Origin of the sequence: Nitrosomonas sp. Is37, from assembly GCF_033063275.1 — a bacterium.
Classification (GTDB): domain Bacteria; phylum Pseudomonadota; class Gammaproteobacteria; order Burkholderiales; family Nitrosomonadaceae; genus Nitrosomonas.
Genome location: NZ_JAWJYP010000010.1, coordinates 1 through 14,778 on the forward strand (window position 1 = coordinate 1; position 14,778 = coordinate 14,778).

The following is a 14,778-nucleotide window of genomic DNA, read 5'->3' on the forward strand; positions in this document are numbered from 1 at the left end:
GTTTAAATGGCGTAGGCCTGAAGTTAAAGGTAGTCAAATAAAAAATACAATAGCTAATTTACGCAATTAGACACTAGTTTAAAGTTCTAAACGCGAATAGCGATTAGACGCGATTTAACGCGGATCAAATTCTTAAGTAAGGGGCATAGGTAACCAATAATTGAGAAAATCGCTTGCTTAAATCCCCGATTTTTTGATTTGCTCATTTGCGACAGCTTTTAAATCATCTGGCAGGCGATTGATTTTGTCAGCTAGCATCTTTTGCAGATTTGCTAAATGTCCCCCTGGCGGATAGTTGAAACTAGGATCAACACCCTTCGGTATTCGTTTCACCTTCCCGGTGCGCTTGTTGATATAGATGTAAGTTTCTTCCTGCGGAGGTTCGGAAAGTTTCATTCCCAGCTCATCCAGCGTGTTTTCATCCAATTGCATAACGCCGCATTTGCAACCCTATGCCTTGACTGGATAGTGTGCTTGCCAGAAGGGGTCATCGACAGGCAACACCAATCCATCCTAGGCTGAGTGCTCCAGGCGTGGGTGTTCGGAGTTGTTGGCGTCATATTTGAGATAGGGAAATGTGTCCTTGTTGCGCTGGATACATTGCTATTGGCCTTCGCTGTGTGAGGTGCGCAAATTGGTATCGTAAATAATCTTTAGGCGGCGCGTGCTGCCAAGTTGCACATTTTTCACTTCTCCAGTGATCGGGTCGGTCATGTTAGCACGTCCCCACCAGCCTTTTTGCACTAGCAGGGGAGCTAGCTCTTTGCGGAATTGCTCGAAGGAAGTGCCCTCTGCCAGAGCATTATCGACCGCCTCACGAATATCGCGCAGGATGTCAAACAGCATGGCCTTGGCTACGGTAAACGCTGCCCGGTGTTCTTCCTGCCAGACATCCTCCCAGCTAAAGCTATGAGGTAGCTTTTCTGGCGAAAATATTCTATTGCATCCGCTGGCGGTAATAATTTGAATTGAAATGCTGGCATGGTTTATTGGGGGGCGAACCTCGTGTTCATTCCTACGATTCATTTTGTTTCTGGTTACGCCTGCGTCCATAGATAGTCATCCCTGAAGAAGGGTTTTTTCAGGGATGACTATTATCATTAGAACCGAATCCGGCAGCATGTCATTCCTCATTAATGTGTAGGCCGCATTCGCGTTTTTCGTCAGCTTTCGCTGGATCGAAATAATCCCATTCATTTGGTAAATTATGCTGCTTGAGATAGGTTTCCATATCGGCATCCGTCCAGTAGAAAACGGGGCTGACTTTGATGGTGTGATAAGTCTTATCCTCGGAGAGAATATCTAGTCTGGCACGATTCGGATTTTGTACTTTGCGTAATGCAGTCAACCAAACTGTGGGCGCAAGCTCCTTCATGCCACGTTGAAAGGGCTCTAATTTCATCATCGCACTGAATTTCTTCAGCTCGGCTTCATCGTCAATACTTGGAACTGGGCCATAAATTGCATCACGATGGGCAGCGGTTAGCTTGGGAAGATAGGTCTTAAGATTAAGATTGAGGCTATCTCGGAGCTGCTCAGCAAATCTGTAAGTCGCTGGTCGATTGTAACCATGATCTACCCAAAGTACTGGAATATCCGGTTGTACTTGAATGCAAAGATGAAGAATAACCGCTTCATAAGGGCGGAAGTTGGTTGACACAACAGCACGACCGTTTGCCCGTGCAATGGCCCAACGCATAATCTCTAATGCGGGTTTATTTCGTAACGCTGCATTGTACTCTGCAATTTGATTATTCCTCATTTAAGGCTAATTCAGCTTGGCTAAAATAAAAAATAAATCGATTTTAGAATGCAAATTACTAAATAGCTCGTTATGTTGTCAAACTTGGCAGGTAAGCGATCAAAAATGGATTATTTCTGACTCAAGTGTTGGACCTTGGCAATGCCAGCCAGAAGTTAAATCAAATCAGTTCCGTTTAGTTTTCTTAATTAGTGACAAGCTATCATTTAACAAATAACGTGACAGAGCTGACAGTTAACGACGAGCATTAGCGAGCGCTAGCGAGTGTAATATTAATAAAAATAGTTAGTTATAACACCTGTTAATCCGCAGGTCCCAGGTTCGAGCCCTGGTCGAAAAGTTAAAAAAAATCATCCTAAAAATTACAGTTGGACGGGGTAGAGCGTGTGGTGATCCAGGTGCGAGGCAAGGCGCGATGAGGCCGCAGGGCCGTCTCCAGCAACGAAGAGCAACGCCGTATTCGCGCCTGGAGCGTCATACGATGCACCCCGTAGCGGCCTCCCATTCTGGTGAATGGTAAAATCTCGAAAATGCCTCTATATGTCATGGGTTTAGCTCTCCAACCAAGCGATCAACTGTGGTTTTTAGGATCATATAGTTATATTAATAAGTTGTCTCTTAATGGCATCTAAGTTGCCATTATAGGTGTATCGCAATAAGGCATACTATTTCACTGTTAATTTAAATCAAAAAGTCTGCTATAGCTTTCTGTGTGTTCTCAGCGAATACTAGTTGTATTACGTAATGATCCTAGGCAGATTTTTTACTCCCTGCATAATAGATAGCTTCCACATTTGACAATACACCTCATTGTGACACCTTTCTAGTCTCCAAGGAGTTGTTCATGTTTGATATCATTTTCGACACCATTGTTATGCGTCCCTATGTGTTCACCTTTTTCGTGGCATTTCTTCTGGCCTGTGTACCTCATGTGGGTTGGCGCAAGACCCTGACTTTCATCGTCGCAGCATACCTGATAGCTTTCATATCGGAGAAGCTCTCCATTACCACCGGGTTTCCTTACGGCTGGTACTATTACCTGGACACCACAAGTCATAAGGAATTGTGGGTCTCTGGAGTACCTTTCTTCGATTCGCTCTCCTATGTTTTTCTGACCTACTGCAGCTACACCACGGCACTATTTATCCTATCGCCCTTAGCTACACGCGGTCTCGATCTAATTACACTGGAGACTCGTGCTATCCGGCATTCATGGGCTGCTCTAATACTAGGAGCTTTCTTGCAGACCTTTTTAGACATCATAATAGATCCGGTGGCACTGCAGGGCAATCGCTGGTTTCTCGGGCAGATATATGGCTATCACGAGTTAGGATTGCATTTTGGAGTGCCGATCTCAAACTACGTGGGTTGGCTGCTAACCAGTTTCGTGCTGGTAGCTGCCTTCCAGCAGATAGATCGCAGGGTTGAAGAAAAGGCACCATACGGAATATTTGCTATACCGTTTCGCTCGCTGTTGGGGCCGATTCTCTATATGTCAGTGCTTATCTTCAACTGGGTGATATCGCTCTCGATTGGTGAGAATCTGATTGCACTGACCGGTATTTTTATATTTACGCTACCAATTCTTATGGTGACAATTCTGACTGTTTTACGAGTTAACCGTTACCGTGAGGAGGAGTTGCAGGAACATTTGAAAGATTATCCTTGGTCGCTTCTCAACAAGTTTAAAGAATGAGTGACATGTGCTGTCATATATGGAATTCATCAAGTTAAGCAGCAACTAGATTTACTTAACTTTTTTTGAATATAAAACAGAATCATGGCAAACCCGTGCCCAAGTTTATTAGGATTGGTGAGCCATCTATGTGTAGCTAGCTGTTCTATATCAAGATTAACGAGCTGCCTTGGTGAACGTGCTGCCGGCTGATGATCGCCAGATTAACCCAGCATTGTCCTGCATCGTCTTGCTGTCATGCTGGTGATGAATCTGACTGCCTGGTACTTTTTAGACGAACGCAGCATCAGCATATCATCAATAGCCAAATATATGACCTCTTGCCTCATATTTGCTAATATCAACCGTGCAAATTGCCGTGCCAGCGCCAGCCAAGACCATTTGCTCTGTTGCAACCATTTGTAGTAACTCAGTTCGCTAGGGATACCAGCGTATCCTTTTGCGTTCATCGCGGCCTTCAGAAGTGAAATAAAATTTCTTCCCAGAAGCCATCTTTCTAAATATCTTTTAAGAACAAAGATATTTAGAAGAGCGGCAACAATTTTCTTGCTATCCTGTCAATTTTTTTGTCATTTTTTATTGCCTTGATTGATTATTTTGAGGTAATTTCCTCCTATGGAGCTGAAACTCTAAAGTCTAATTTTTAGGTGGGAGTCTAAAAAATGAATACCACTATGAAAATTTATGGTTTAAGTTTGTTGTTGATTTTTAATATAGTAAGTGCCGAAAATATACGCATACCAATTGAATCTGGGCCGAATGGAACTGTAACAGTTGATACCAATATTTCGAATCACGAAACAGAGCATCGAATGAATTCAGTCGGTGGTGGTTTTTCAAGTACAAGCGGATCTCGTGCAAATGCAACAGTTAATATAAAAAGAGGTGATGGAACAATAAATTACACACACAAAAATTCGAATGGAGCTGTAACATTTGATACCAATATTTCGAGTGACGGAATACGGCCTCAGATGAACTCGCTTGGTGGTGGTTTTTCAAGTACAAGTGGACATCGTGCAAATGCAACAGTTAATATAAAAAAAGGTGATGGGACAATAAATTACACAAACAAAATTTCGGATGGAGCTGTAACATTTGATACCAATATTTCGAGTGACGGAACAAGGCCTCAGATAAACTCAGTCAGTGGTGGTTTTTCAGGTTCAAATGGACATGGTGTTAGCGCAACAGTTAATACAGCAGGAAGTGGCGGAACAATAAATTACACCCACACAAATAATAGAACGAAATTCAAATTCAACAGCGGAGTGAGTGTTAACAATGGTAATCATGGTGCAAATATCGGAGTTCAGATTCCCTTTGGTATTAAATAATTAGCCTAACCGGTTAAGGTAATTGACAAAAGACAACCGATATCAATCTATATTGCCGTCGGGCCTCAACCTATGCATCTACTTGACGTCCAATTTTCCCTCTTCAAGTGTATTTTCTTCAAAAGTAATTCCAAGTTTACTTTGCTGTATCGTTGAGAGTGGCATATGTTGCTGTCGCTTGAATTTTCAATTTCAAAAGGCTAGTAGAATTTCATCAACTAATCACTAGAGCTTCTTCGCGTATATCGATGTTTTACACCGATGGGAAAATAGCCTGGATCGCCAAAAGGGAGTAATTTAATTTGCGGTAATTGTTTCGCAGCGGGGACATAGTTTGCAAATTCGCTGTTTAATCTTAACAACTGAGCTCTAATCGAAGAGGCGATGGTCGTTTCTTTGCCGGCTTCGGCGGTAATGCCTGGAAGCAATTCTATCGTTATATGTAGAAATTCTTCACCCTCTTTATCGTTTCTGACTTCCATAACGAATTTGCCTGTGATCCAGCTTGCAAACCCCTCTTGTTCGAGACCAATTGCCACATTTTCTGGATAGATATTCGCACCATAGAAAGATACCGTAAAATCGGCACGACCGAAAACCCATACGAAGGGAAGGGTGCAGATCTCGCTGTCAACGCCATAATCTTCAAACGTGGATAGTCCATGTGCTTTCAAAAAAGCCATTAACTCAGCATGGCTGATCAGCCCACCGCGGTCGGCGATGTGATAGCGGATCAATGGAACTCCGTTGTCGCCAGTAATGGCCAGCGTCACACCATCTATCAATTCGAAGAACCGGCTTATCGGATCATATTGAACGAGCGTAGGTAATCTCGATTCACCGAACAGTTCTCGAGCGACATTGGGATGCTCGGCCAGGAAACGGCGAATCGCGATACTGAGCGGCGTCTCGTTGCCCAATACCCCACCGTCCGCGGTACCATAGAGGGAAGCAGAATCGTAGCAGGGAGCTTGTGAGCCGACCCGTTGTAGCATCAAGCTGCGCCATTCTTCGCTGAATACTTCACCCGCAAAAACAAATTTTATGTTGTGCAAATGCCAATCTATTCCTTGTGCCAACCCGGTATCGATCACGTCTTTTACAAAGGGCGGATAGCCCAGCAGTACGGTCTGCTTAAAATACGGTCCCAACTCGCGCACTACGCGTAAAATTTCCTCAGGTTTATTGCCGGGTGTTGCAACAGTCAAAGGATAGCCTTTTTGCGCCAGATACCAGCAGCATGATGTAGTAAAAATACCTCCTACCCAATTGCCAAGCGGAAAGCAGACGACTGCCAGGGTGGTGTGTTCGTGAGCTTGAAAGCTATGGCGGAATACTTGTTCAAAGCGCAAGGCGATATCCAACTCGTCGATCATTGCACGTGGCCAGAATGTTGATATGCCGGTAGAGCCTGAAGACACTGCCAATCGATCGCAAGCATAAATCTGCCCTCCCTTACAGCGTTCGGGCAGAGGATATCTTTGCATATAGTTGCTTTTATTAAGCAGCGGCAGCGTTTCAAAATCTTTAAAGGATGCGATCTTTTCGGGATCTACTTTCTGGTCTTTAAGAAATTGCCGGTAAGCAGGCACACTAGCGACTGTGGCTTTGAATAATTGCAGGACATGCTGGCAGGGATCGGCTATTAGCCGTTTTTTCAAAATTATATCAAGGGAGGTATGCAGAAAGGTCGAAAGTCTTTCGATCACTTTGATGGGGTAGTCTGTTTTCATTGAACTTGCTTGATATATCAAAAAAGAAAAAAGCTTATTCGAGAATGTAGCGCGGTTTACAAGGTATATCAACCGTTAGAAAAGAAAGCTGTTGATATATTATTCTTGTTTAGCTGTTGTTTTTAGCTATTGATCGTGTGGAATATAAGCTATGACGGACGCCAATTGTGGAGCAGTTTCTCCCGAGGAATTGATGCTCACGCCATTTCTGCATTGAATTCAATGGAATATTGAGTTCATTTCTGATGCGTGATTATTGCTTTTTTATTTAAATTGCCAGAACTTAACAATTTGTTATGTTTTTCAGCAACAGCATTATTCAATAAACTTATCTGAAGAGTATGGAGCTATAAATAAATCAATGAGATACTGACCTGAGGTTCGCGAATGAGTTATTAGCATGACCTTGGAGTACCAGGCTGATTTTCAATTCCAGTGAGCGGCCTTCGAATTCATTGCCAGCAAGATCGACTGTACTCCGAGTCCTCCGCAAATGGGTACTCTGGAATTCCTAATAGTATGTCTTCGAGTTCAATTCCCCGCTTCCTTGAAGCGTTAGGGTCGTCCCGAACGGAGAAAACGGCATAAACCCCGCTGCTTGCAACGGGGATAGTTGTAATCTTATTTGTTCAAAGCATTGCATTTATCAAGAAATGCTTGCCGTTCAGTTTCATTATTTCTAAAAGATGAAAGTGCTTTCTCCATTCCTTTCCCCGAACAATTCACTGCATTGGCTTCGGGAGGCCCTCCGTCGCAACCGATCAGAGCAATACTAAGACCAATAATACAAATAACGCTATATTTAAAATTCATCTAAAATTTTCCTCTATAAAATATTTTCTATGACTTGATGTATATACTAAATTTCTCAATTACTTGGTGTTGGTGTCTGTCACACGAACCAAACCATGTAATTTTACCTGAATCCTCACGGTCTGAGATTTTTGTAAAACTCTTCATCTTTTAAGGAAGCATTGTATTGCTAATGTAAGCGCTAGCAATGGATCATTAGGATCAAGCTGCAATAAAAGATCGATTCTAAACAAACCACAGTTAGTGGGAAGCTCTGCTGGATGTGAGTATTTTTTATTACCAGTTCGATTAGAAATAAGCGTCAAATTTGAATTCCTCACCTTAAATGCCCAGCATCACCTTAATGTACTTAATATCATGATTGATGACACAATATTACTAGCAATATCCATCAGAGAGATATAAGCAATTATGTACCTTACCGACTTACTTGATCTAGGCGTTATAGCGTAATTTTGTGCAAACTTCCCTTGACATGTCGTAAGAAATAAGCTAACGCTTCAGGATCTGTCTTGCATTTATCGATCACCAAGTGATGATCTTCTTCTGGCTCGCCAATATGAAATAACCACGCGCGGATTGTTTTAAGATCGTTCGCTAAATCGTCCTTTGATGGCGTTGATCGAATTAAATCTTGGCTATCTGGTACGATTCCAGCACGAGCAAATTCCTGAGCCGGCCTATCCGCAATAGAGATTTCATTTGACTTGACTTTAAGTATTTGCCGTTTGGGTGTGCCCATGGTTTTATTTAAATATTATGTTGATATTGACGCTAAGTTATTAATAAAAATAGTAAAACCTTAATGCTATGAGCGAAATTTATGAAAGCGTTTCGATTATTTTTAGTCATTTCAAACAGAAATAATAATCTTAATAAATACAATAATATAAAACTTGCACAAATTATTAGCAAGCTTTATGGTACTGATTATATTGATTATTGTCATGCTCCATTCTAGGGTTTAATAGGCATATTATATGTATTTGATTTATCATAATTATTTTAGCGGCATCATATTCGATGCAGTTAGAAATATCTGAATTATTTGAACAATCATTAAGTAAGTGGAATTTTATTTATTTTAAAGAGATTGATTTTCAGGATTATCTTTAACCTAAAAGTTGCTATAAGGACTTCTCTGTAATTGCAAGATGAATTTAATTGTTTTTTGAGTATGCTTATGCTTCACTTATCCCATTATGAGCAAGTTGGGCATCTTTACTGAACTGCTGGCGGGGATGAGCATGAATGTGATCGAGGCAGCCGAGGTGAAGCGATCAAATGAAATCCCTCGATCGTTGACTGTTGCAGTCAGCGCAAAACAAGTGCGCTAGGGTGATGAATCAATATTGAATACTGATCATTTCTCCGGGATACCCATCCACGAATTTCCAGCGGTTTATGAAGGTAAGTTTCCAGTGCTGGAAATAGGGCAAGATTGTTATTATCGATTTGAATATCGATTTTATTATTGAAAATCAGTTGACTATACCGCTTGTTTCTTTTCAATGACGTGGGTGTTCCCAGGAAACGTTGCCAGCCACGTGATTTTTGCGATATCTGCGTAAGCGGCCGCGTACGATAATCAGGTAGCGACCAAATTCCTAATTTTTGTCTCTCAGCTCGCTGCTGTGCACTGATCATTGCATCAGCGTGTCGGAGATTTGGGGGTAATAAATTGACTACAGCCAACCCTTTTTCCACCAGCATAAGGTTAAGGTGTTCCCCATTTGGCAGATAGAGATGAGCAAGCAAACGTTTGTAATGATCCTGTTTTTGTTGATCATATTCTAGGTATACCTTCCGACCTTGAAGTTTTTCCTGTAACCATTCTTTAGCAACTATGCCGCCCGTTTCTCCATCGCGATGACGGCTTTCGATTTCGGGTGCATTGATGCCAAGCAATCTCACGCGCGCTCCTCCTTTTAACACAACGGTATCGCCATCCAATACTTTGGCAACTTGATGCAGGGATCGTTGTGGAACTGTTGATAGGTTGATTGGTTTAGCATCAGGGGAGGGGATATCTGAATAGGTGATACTACCGTGTGCATCTTTCGTACGATAGATTGTGTCAGCAGCACAACCGGGTAGATACAGCCAAATGAAAACAGTCAACAACCAGAACGATATTTTTATGATCGGTTTCATGGATTGCATTATTTTACAATGAGATTGGGACAATGCCTTTTATTTGGGTGACTGTAATTCTACTATTTAGCACCTGGAGCCTTTCTCAAAGTGAAGTATTTACTGTGGTAATTAATAAAACGATTGATGCAGCTTCTAAATTGATATCAAGTACAGCTGCATTGATTATTTTTTTAACAATATAACGATAATAGACTTAGATATGTCATGGAATCTAGTCTGGCTAACTTTATTTTTTATAATCTTTACTAGGACTTTATTAATTCTTCACATTTTGGATATGTCATTGATCTTTCACGTGAAAATAATAAAAAAAATAGCGTCGAGTCACTGATTTTTTATAAATAATCAAAAGATAAAGTCGTATCCATGAGGAATATGGATTAAAATCCAGCATTCTGCTAAATATATCAATCCATAGTTAGTTGTAAGTGATGTCCGAACCACTGATCGAAATCAAAGATCTTGCCTTTTCCTATAGTACTCGTCCCATTCTGAGAAGTGTCAATATGACCATGTCTCGAGGCAAGGTCATCGCTATCATGGGAGGAAGCGGTTCTGGTAAGACTACCTTGTTGCGTTTGATTGGTGGAGAAATCAAACCTACTGCAGGCTATGTCAAAGTCGCTGGTCAGGTAGTACATAAACTCAGCAGAAATGATCTTTTTAAATTACGCAGAAAAATGGGTATGTTGTTCCAGTTTGGCGCTTTGTTTACCGATTTATCTGTGTTCGACAATGTTGCTTTTCAGATACGTGAGCATACCAATCTCCCAGAATCCATGATTCGTGATTTGGTATTGATGAAGCTCCATGCAGTCGGCTTACGCGGGGCCTGCCATCTGATGCCGGCAGAACTATCGGGTGGCATGGCACGCCGTGTTGCCTTAGCTCGCTCGATTGCGCTTGATCCCATGCTGATCATGTATGACGAACCTTTTACCGGGCTGGATCCAATTTCGTTAAGTGTCATTGGTAGTCTCATTCGCCGATTGACAGATGCACTGGGGATGACTTCAATCGTAGTTACACATGATGTGCAAGAATCCTTAAAGATTGTAGATTATGTTTATTTCCTGGCAGACGGGGTCATCGCAGCGCATGGAACTCCGGAAGAAGTAAAGGAATCAGTTGCTCCGTTTGTACATCAGTTTGTTCACGGCGAGGAAGATGGGCCTGTCCCTTTTCATTATCCTGCAGAAGCTTATCAAAAGGACTTGAAGCTGGAGACCCATTTTGCCTAAACGCATTATTACCAGTATCCAGGCTATCGGGCATCGGACTATTGACAGCATTTGGCGTCTAGGTTGCGCGGCGCGCTTTTTTGTCCTGGTGTTCCTAAAATCGACGACGAGTTTCTTACGCTTTGGCCTCGTCATACGTGAAATTTATTTTGTTGGTGTATTATCGCTCATCATTATCCTGGTGTCTGGCTTGTTTGTTGGAATGGTATTAGGGCTGCAAGGATACGAGACACTACAAAAATATGGTTCTGAATCAGCAGTCGGGACGCTCGTGGCGTTGTCACTGGTGCGGGAATTGGGGCCAGTGATGGCAGCGCTGCTGTTTGCAAGTCGCGCGGGTTCTGCAATCACTGCGGAAATCGGTTTGATGAAAGCGACTGAACAGTTATCTGCCATGGCGATGATGGCGGTGGATCCGATTGCACGCGTGGTTGCACCACGCTTCTGGGCAGGGGTTATTTCCATGCCATTACTGGCAGCCCTCTTTTCTGTCTTAGGAGTATTTGGAGGGTATTTGGTGGCAGTCGTTTTCATTGGGGTTGACGAAGGTTCATTTTGGTCGTCCATGCAGAATGCGGTCGATTTTCGCTATGACATTGTAAATGGCGTGATTAAAAGCTGTTTCTTCGGTGTGGCAGTGACAGCGATAGCAGTTTTTGAAGGGTTTGATGCGCCTCCTACAGCTGAGGGGGTATCAGGTGCTACGACCCGAACGGTAGTGACTTCTGCACTGGCAGTTTTGGGATTAGATTTTGTTTTAACCTCTTTTATGTTCAGAGGAGTGGATTGATGCAGCGAACAATAATCGATTTTTGGGTTGGATTGTTCGTGATGGCCGGTATTGGAGCATTACTGATACTCGGATTAAAAGTTGGGAATCTAACGAGTTATAATACTGGTGAAAGCTATACTCTTATAGGAAATTTTGAAAATATTGGTGGCCTTAAAATTAGAGCGCCTGTCAAAAGCGCTGGAGTGGTGGTAGGGCGTGTCACAGATATCCAGTTTAGCCTGGAAACCTACGATGCTATTGTGACAATGGCTATCAATACTCATTATCGATTTCCTAAAGATACTTTTGCGAGCATATTGACATCTGGGTTACTCGGGGAGCAATACATTGGTTTATCACCGGGAGGAGATGAAGAGATGTTAGCGGAAGGAGATAAGATAATGAAAACCAATTCAGCCATGGTTCTGGAGGAGATGATTGGACGTTTTCTGTTCGATAAGGCTGCGGAGGATTAACGATTCTTAATGATTGATAAATTCTGATTAGGTAAACATGAAAACACTTTTTCAAAAAATTATTGTTCTGCTAACTTATTTTTTGTTGATTGTTCCGGTATCAGCCAAAGAGATGCCTCCCGATCAGCTAGTTAGAAATACGGTTGATGAAGTCATCACTATTCTTAAACAGGATGGTACTAAAAAGGGTCAGAAAGATCGTATTCTGGATTTAATTGAAACTAAAATACTTCCTCATTTCAATTTCACCCGTATGACTCAACTGGCAATGGGAAAAAACTGGTCTAAGGTTGAGTCTCAGCAACGGAAAGAGCTGGTGGGTGAATTTCAGACTTTACTCGTAAGAACTTACTCCAATGCACTTACGAATTACCGTGATGAAGTGATTGAAGTTACGCCATTGACAACTCAACCTAATGCCAAAACTACAACTGTCAAAACACGTGTCATTCAAGGCCGTGGCAAAGAACCCGTTCCGATTGATTACAGCATGGAAAAAACTGACCAAGGTTGGAAGGTTTTTGATGTGACTGTTGCTGGAGTCAGTCTGGTAACAAATTATCGAAGCACTTTTAATAGTGAAATTAAAAAAGCAGGTGTAGATGGTTTGATTGCTTCACTTGTGAAGAAGAATAAATCATTAGAAGGTCAATAAACGATTGCATTCTTTTAGATACTTACTTTCAAAGTAATGGCAATTCAGCGTGAAGGTAGAAGAATTTACGTGCGTGGCGCTGTAACTTTCGATAACGTAGTTGAAATTACCCGACAGGGAATGGCTCTTCTTGATGAAGATGATCTAGTAGTTGATCTGGCAGAAGTTATTGAACTTGATTCATCCGCTATCAGCATGTTATTCGAATGGTTGCGTGTAGCTCATGCCAGGAATCAGCAACTCTATTATGTCAATTTGCCAGAGAATCTAAGCAGTCTTATGCAGCTATATGGCGTGACTGACTTTATTCCGTTTGATACAAATATCACGAAATAAATTGCCCTTCTTCTATTTTATCTGATTGTCGTTATTCTTCAAAGCTCGTTCCTCTATGGTTGCAGCAATTGAAATCCATCAGCTTAATAAGCGTTATGGTGCTTTATCTGCTTTGGAAGATATTGATCTTTCAATCAATCCTGGTGAATTCTTTGCTTTGCTAGGTCCTAATGGTGCGGGAAAAACGACACTTATCAGTATCCTTGCGGGATTGACACTGGCAACGAGTGGTCACGCTAAAATTATGGGGCATGACGTTGTGACTGATTACGTTAATTCACGCAAAAATCTTGGTGTTGTGCCTCAAGAACTGGTGTTTGATCCATTTTTTACTGTCAGAGAAGCACTTATCATTCAATCTGGCTATTACGGCATAAGAAAGAATGATGTCTGGATAGATGAGATTTTGCATCGCTTGGATCTTACCGATAAAGCTGATACCAATATGCGTGCACTGTCGGGTGGAATGAAACGGCGTGTATTGGTAGCCCAGGCGTTAGTGCACAAACCTCCTGTGATCATTCTGGATGAACCCACTGCGGGTGTCGATGTAGAACTAAGGCAGGCACTATGGGTTTTTATTAACCAACTAAACCGCGAGGGGCATACAATTGTCTTGACTACTCATTATCTTGAAGAAGCAGAAGCATTATGTAATCGTGTTGCTATGCTCAAGCAGGGTAAAATTGTTGCATTAGATAGTATTCGGAACCTTATTAATAGTATTCAGGGATTCTCAATCCAACTTCGGCTTTCTTCTGAGACATTACCGACCGTTTTGCAAGAATGGCCTAGAAGCAGTCATGAGGGTTTACATATTTTCAAAATAAAAGATTATTTCCAGGTTGAAACGTTGCTTGCAGTACTGCGTTCCGAGCATATACAAGTACTGGAAATGCAATTACAACAGCCTGATCTGGAAGAAGTTTTTGTAAGAATCATGGGTGTTGAATCTTCGGATGTATCATGATTGGTTTTTACACATTATTTTATAAAGAGTTACTGAGATTCTGGAAAGTAAGTTTCCAGACGATACTGGCTCCGATTTTATCTAGTTTGCTTTATCTGCTGATTTTTTCCCATGTCCTGGAAACGCGTGTACAGGTATATCAAGGAATTTCTTATACCTCATTCTTAATTCCAGGTTTAGTGATAATGGCCATTTTGCAAAACGCTTTTGCCAATTCATCTTCTAGTCTGATTCAATCCAGAATATCCGGTAACATTGTATTTATCTTATTGTCGCCTTTATCTTATTTGGAGATTTTCCTGGCATATATTGGAGCTGCGGTAGTGCGTGGCTTATTAGTAGGCTTGGGTGTTTATGGTGCGACGATGATATTATATGAAGTGCCACTACAGCTGCCTTTATGGGTTTTATTGTTTGCGATTACAGGCAGTATGCTCCTGGGTGCATTGGGTATCATTGCTGGTATTTGGTCAGAAAAATTTGATCAACTTGCTGCGTTCCAGAATTTTGTTATTTTGCCGCTGACATTTTTATCAGGTGTATTTTATTCAATTTATTCTCTTCCTTCCGGTTGGCAATATTTATCACACTTGAATCCTTTTTTTTATATCGTTGACGGACTTCGCTACGGTTTCCTGGGAACATCGGATATTTCACCCTATTTTAGTTTAGTAGTTGTGATATCGTGTTTAGCAGTGGTTTCCTGGCTGACAGTATGGATGTTAAAGAGCGGTTATAAAATTCGCCATTAGGCGACCTGTATCTTGTCGGATTTTTTAAGGAAACTCTGAATAAGTCCCTGTACAAGCAATTACTGCGTTTGCTGGTAC

At 41.7% G+C, this 14,778-nt stretch carries 19 protein-coding genes; 10 read left to right on the forward strand and 9 right to left on the reverse strand.

Features of this window, described 5'->3' with window-relative positions:
- Positions 1-177: 177 nt before the first annotated feature.
- From R2Q26_RS06195 to R2Q26_RS06210, 4 genes are all read right to left on the reverse strand, one after another.
- Positions 178-432, reverse strand: a complete 255-nt coding sequence (locus R2Q26_RS06195; protein WP_317535482.1) for a hypothetical protein — start codon at positions 430-432, stop codon at positions 178-180.
- 171 nt (positions 433-603) lie between these two features.
- Positions 604-1,026, reverse strand: coding sequence for a hypothetical protein (locus tag R2Q26_RS06200; RefSeq protein ID WP_317535483.1), 423 nt, complete (start codon positions 1,024-1,026; stop codon positions 604-606).
- Positions 1,027-1,123: 97 nt separating this feature from the next.
- Positions 1,124-1,762, reverse strand: coding sequence for a phosphoadenosine phosphosulfate reductase family protein (locus R2Q26_RS06205; protein ID WP_317535484.1), 639 nt, complete (start codon positions 1,760-1,762; stop codon positions 1,124-1,126).
- A gap of 355 nt (positions 1,763-2,117) precedes the next feature.
- On the reverse strand, positions 2,118-2,309 hold the full coding sequence (locus tag R2Q26_RS06210) for a hypothetical protein (protein ID WP_317535485.1): 192 nt from the start codon (positions 2,307-2,309) through the stop codon (positions 2,118-2,120).
- 297 nt (positions 2,310-2,606) lie between these two features.
- On the opposite strand from R2Q26_RS06210, the gene R2Q26_RS06215 reads away from it, so the two are divergent.
- On the forward strand, positions 2,607-3,458 hold the full coding sequence (locus R2Q26_RS06215) for a carotenoid biosynthesis protein (RefSeq protein ID WP_317535486.1): 852 nt from the start codon (positions 2,607-2,609) through the stop codon (positions 3,456-3,458).
- A gap of 203 nt (positions 3,459-3,661) precedes the next feature.
- On the opposite strand, the gene R2Q26_RS06220 is transcribed toward R2Q26_RS06215, so the two are convergent.
- Positions 3,662-3,907, reverse strand: coding sequence for a transposase (locus R2Q26_RS06220; protein ID WP_317535487.1), 246 nt, complete (start codon positions 3,905-3,907; stop codon positions 3,662-3,664).
- A 213-nt stretch (positions 3,908-4,120) separates the two neighbouring features.
- Here R2Q26_RS06220 and R2Q26_RS06225 point away from each other — a divergent pair, with 213 nt between their 5' ends.
- Positions 4,121-4,795: a hypothetical protein gene (locus R2Q26_RS06225; RefSeq protein ID WP_317535488.1), complete on the forward strand. Its 675-nt coding sequence runs from the start codon at positions 4,121-4,123 to the stop codon at positions 4,793-4,795.
- A 218-nt stretch (positions 4,796-5,013) separates the two neighbouring features.
- Here R2Q26_RS06225 and R2Q26_RS06230 read toward each other — a convergent pair whose 3' ends face one another.
- From R2Q26_RS06230 to R2Q26_RS06240, 3 genes are all read right to left on the reverse strand, one after another.
- Positions 5,014-6,528 (reverse strand): hypothetical protein, encoded by a 1,515-nt coding sequence (locus tag R2Q26_RS06230; RefSeq protein WP_317535489.1) that lies wholly within the window; start codon positions 6,526-6,528, stop codon positions 5,014-5,016.
- 621 nt (positions 6,529-7,149) lie between these two features.
- Complete coding sequence (gene trbK, locus R2Q26_RS06235) at positions 7,150-7,341, reverse strand: entry exclusion lipoprotein TrbK (RefSeq protein ID WP_317535490.1); 192 nt, start codon at positions 7,339-7,341, stop codon at positions 7,150-7,152.
- A 442-nt stretch (positions 7,342-7,783) separates the two neighbouring features.
- On the reverse strand, positions 7,784-8,083 hold the full coding sequence (locus tag R2Q26_RS06240; protein WP_317535491.1) for a hypothetical protein: 300 nt from the start codon (positions 8,081-8,083) through the stop codon (positions 7,784-7,786).
- Between the two features lie 460 nt (positions 8,084-8,543).
- Here R2Q26_RS06240 and R2Q26_RS06245 point away from each other — a divergent pair, with 460 nt between their 5' ends.
- Positions 8,544-8,678, forward strand: a complete 135-nt coding sequence (locus tag R2Q26_RS06245) for a hypothetical protein (protein ID WP_317535492.1) — start codon at positions 8,544-8,546, stop codon at positions 8,676-8,678.
- On the opposite strand, the gene R2Q26_RS06250 is transcribed toward R2Q26_RS06245, so the two are convergent.
- Entirely contained in the window at positions 8,656-9,495 is an 840-nt protein-coding gene (locus R2Q26_RS06250) for a thermonuclease family protein (RefSeq protein ID WP_317535493.1), read from the reverse strand. The two genes, R2Q26_RS06245 and R2Q26_RS06250, sit on opposite strands and share 23 nt — an antisense overlap.
- A 431-nt stretch (positions 9,496-9,926) precedes the next feature.
- Here R2Q26_RS06250 and R2Q26_RS06255 point away from each other — a divergent pair, with 431 nt between their 5' ends.
- Genes R2Q26_RS06255 through R2Q26_RS06285 form a run of 7 tightly spaced genes read left to right on the forward strand, consistent with a single transcriptional unit; the run spans position 9,927 to position 14,700 of the window.
- Positions 9,927-10,739 (forward strand): ABC transporter ATP-binding protein, encoded by an 813-nt coding sequence (locus R2Q26_RS06255; RefSeq protein ID WP_317535494.1) that lies wholly within the window; start codon positions 9,927-9,929, stop codon positions 10,737-10,739.
- Positions 10,732-11,529 (forward strand): lipid asymmetry maintenance ABC transporter permease subunit MlaE, encoded by a 798-nt coding sequence (mlaE, locus tag R2Q26_RS06260; RefSeq protein WP_317535495.1) that lies wholly within the window; start codon positions 10,732-10,734, stop codon positions 11,527-11,529. The genes R2Q26_RS06255 and mlaE overlap by 8 nt, the downstream gene beginning before the upstream one ends.
- Positions 11,529-11,987, forward strand: coding sequence for an outer membrane lipid asymmetry maintenance protein MlaD (gene mlaD, locus R2Q26_RS06265; protein ID WP_317535496.1), 459 nt, complete (start codon positions 11,529-11,531; stop codon positions 11,985-11,987). Before mlaE ends, mlaD begins: the two co-directional genes overlap by 1 nt.
- Positions 11,988-12,024: 37 nt before the next feature.
- Entirely contained in the window at positions 12,025-12,642 is a 618-nt protein-coding gene (locus tag R2Q26_RS06270; protein ID WP_317535497.1) for an ABC transporter substrate-binding protein, read from the forward strand.
- Positions 12,643-12,678: 36 nt separating this feature from the next.
- A complete protein-coding gene (locus R2Q26_RS06275; RefSeq protein WP_317535498.1) occupies positions 12,679-12,978 on the forward strand; it encodes an STAS domain-containing protein in 300 nt (99 codons plus the stop codon).
- 55 nt (positions 12,979-13,033) lie between these two features.
- Positions 13,034-13,948, forward strand: coding sequence for an ABC transporter ATP-binding protein (locus R2Q26_RS06280; protein WP_317535499.1), 915 nt, complete (start codon positions 13,034-13,036; stop codon positions 13,946-13,948).
- Complete coding sequence (locus R2Q26_RS06285) at positions 13,945-14,700, forward strand: ABC transporter permease (RefSeq protein ID WP_090571139.1); 756 nt, start codon at positions 13,945-13,947, stop codon at positions 14,698-14,700. The genes R2Q26_RS06280 and R2Q26_RS06285 overlap by 4 nt, the downstream gene beginning before the upstream one ends.
- Positions 14,701-14,778 lie beyond the last annotated feature (78 nt).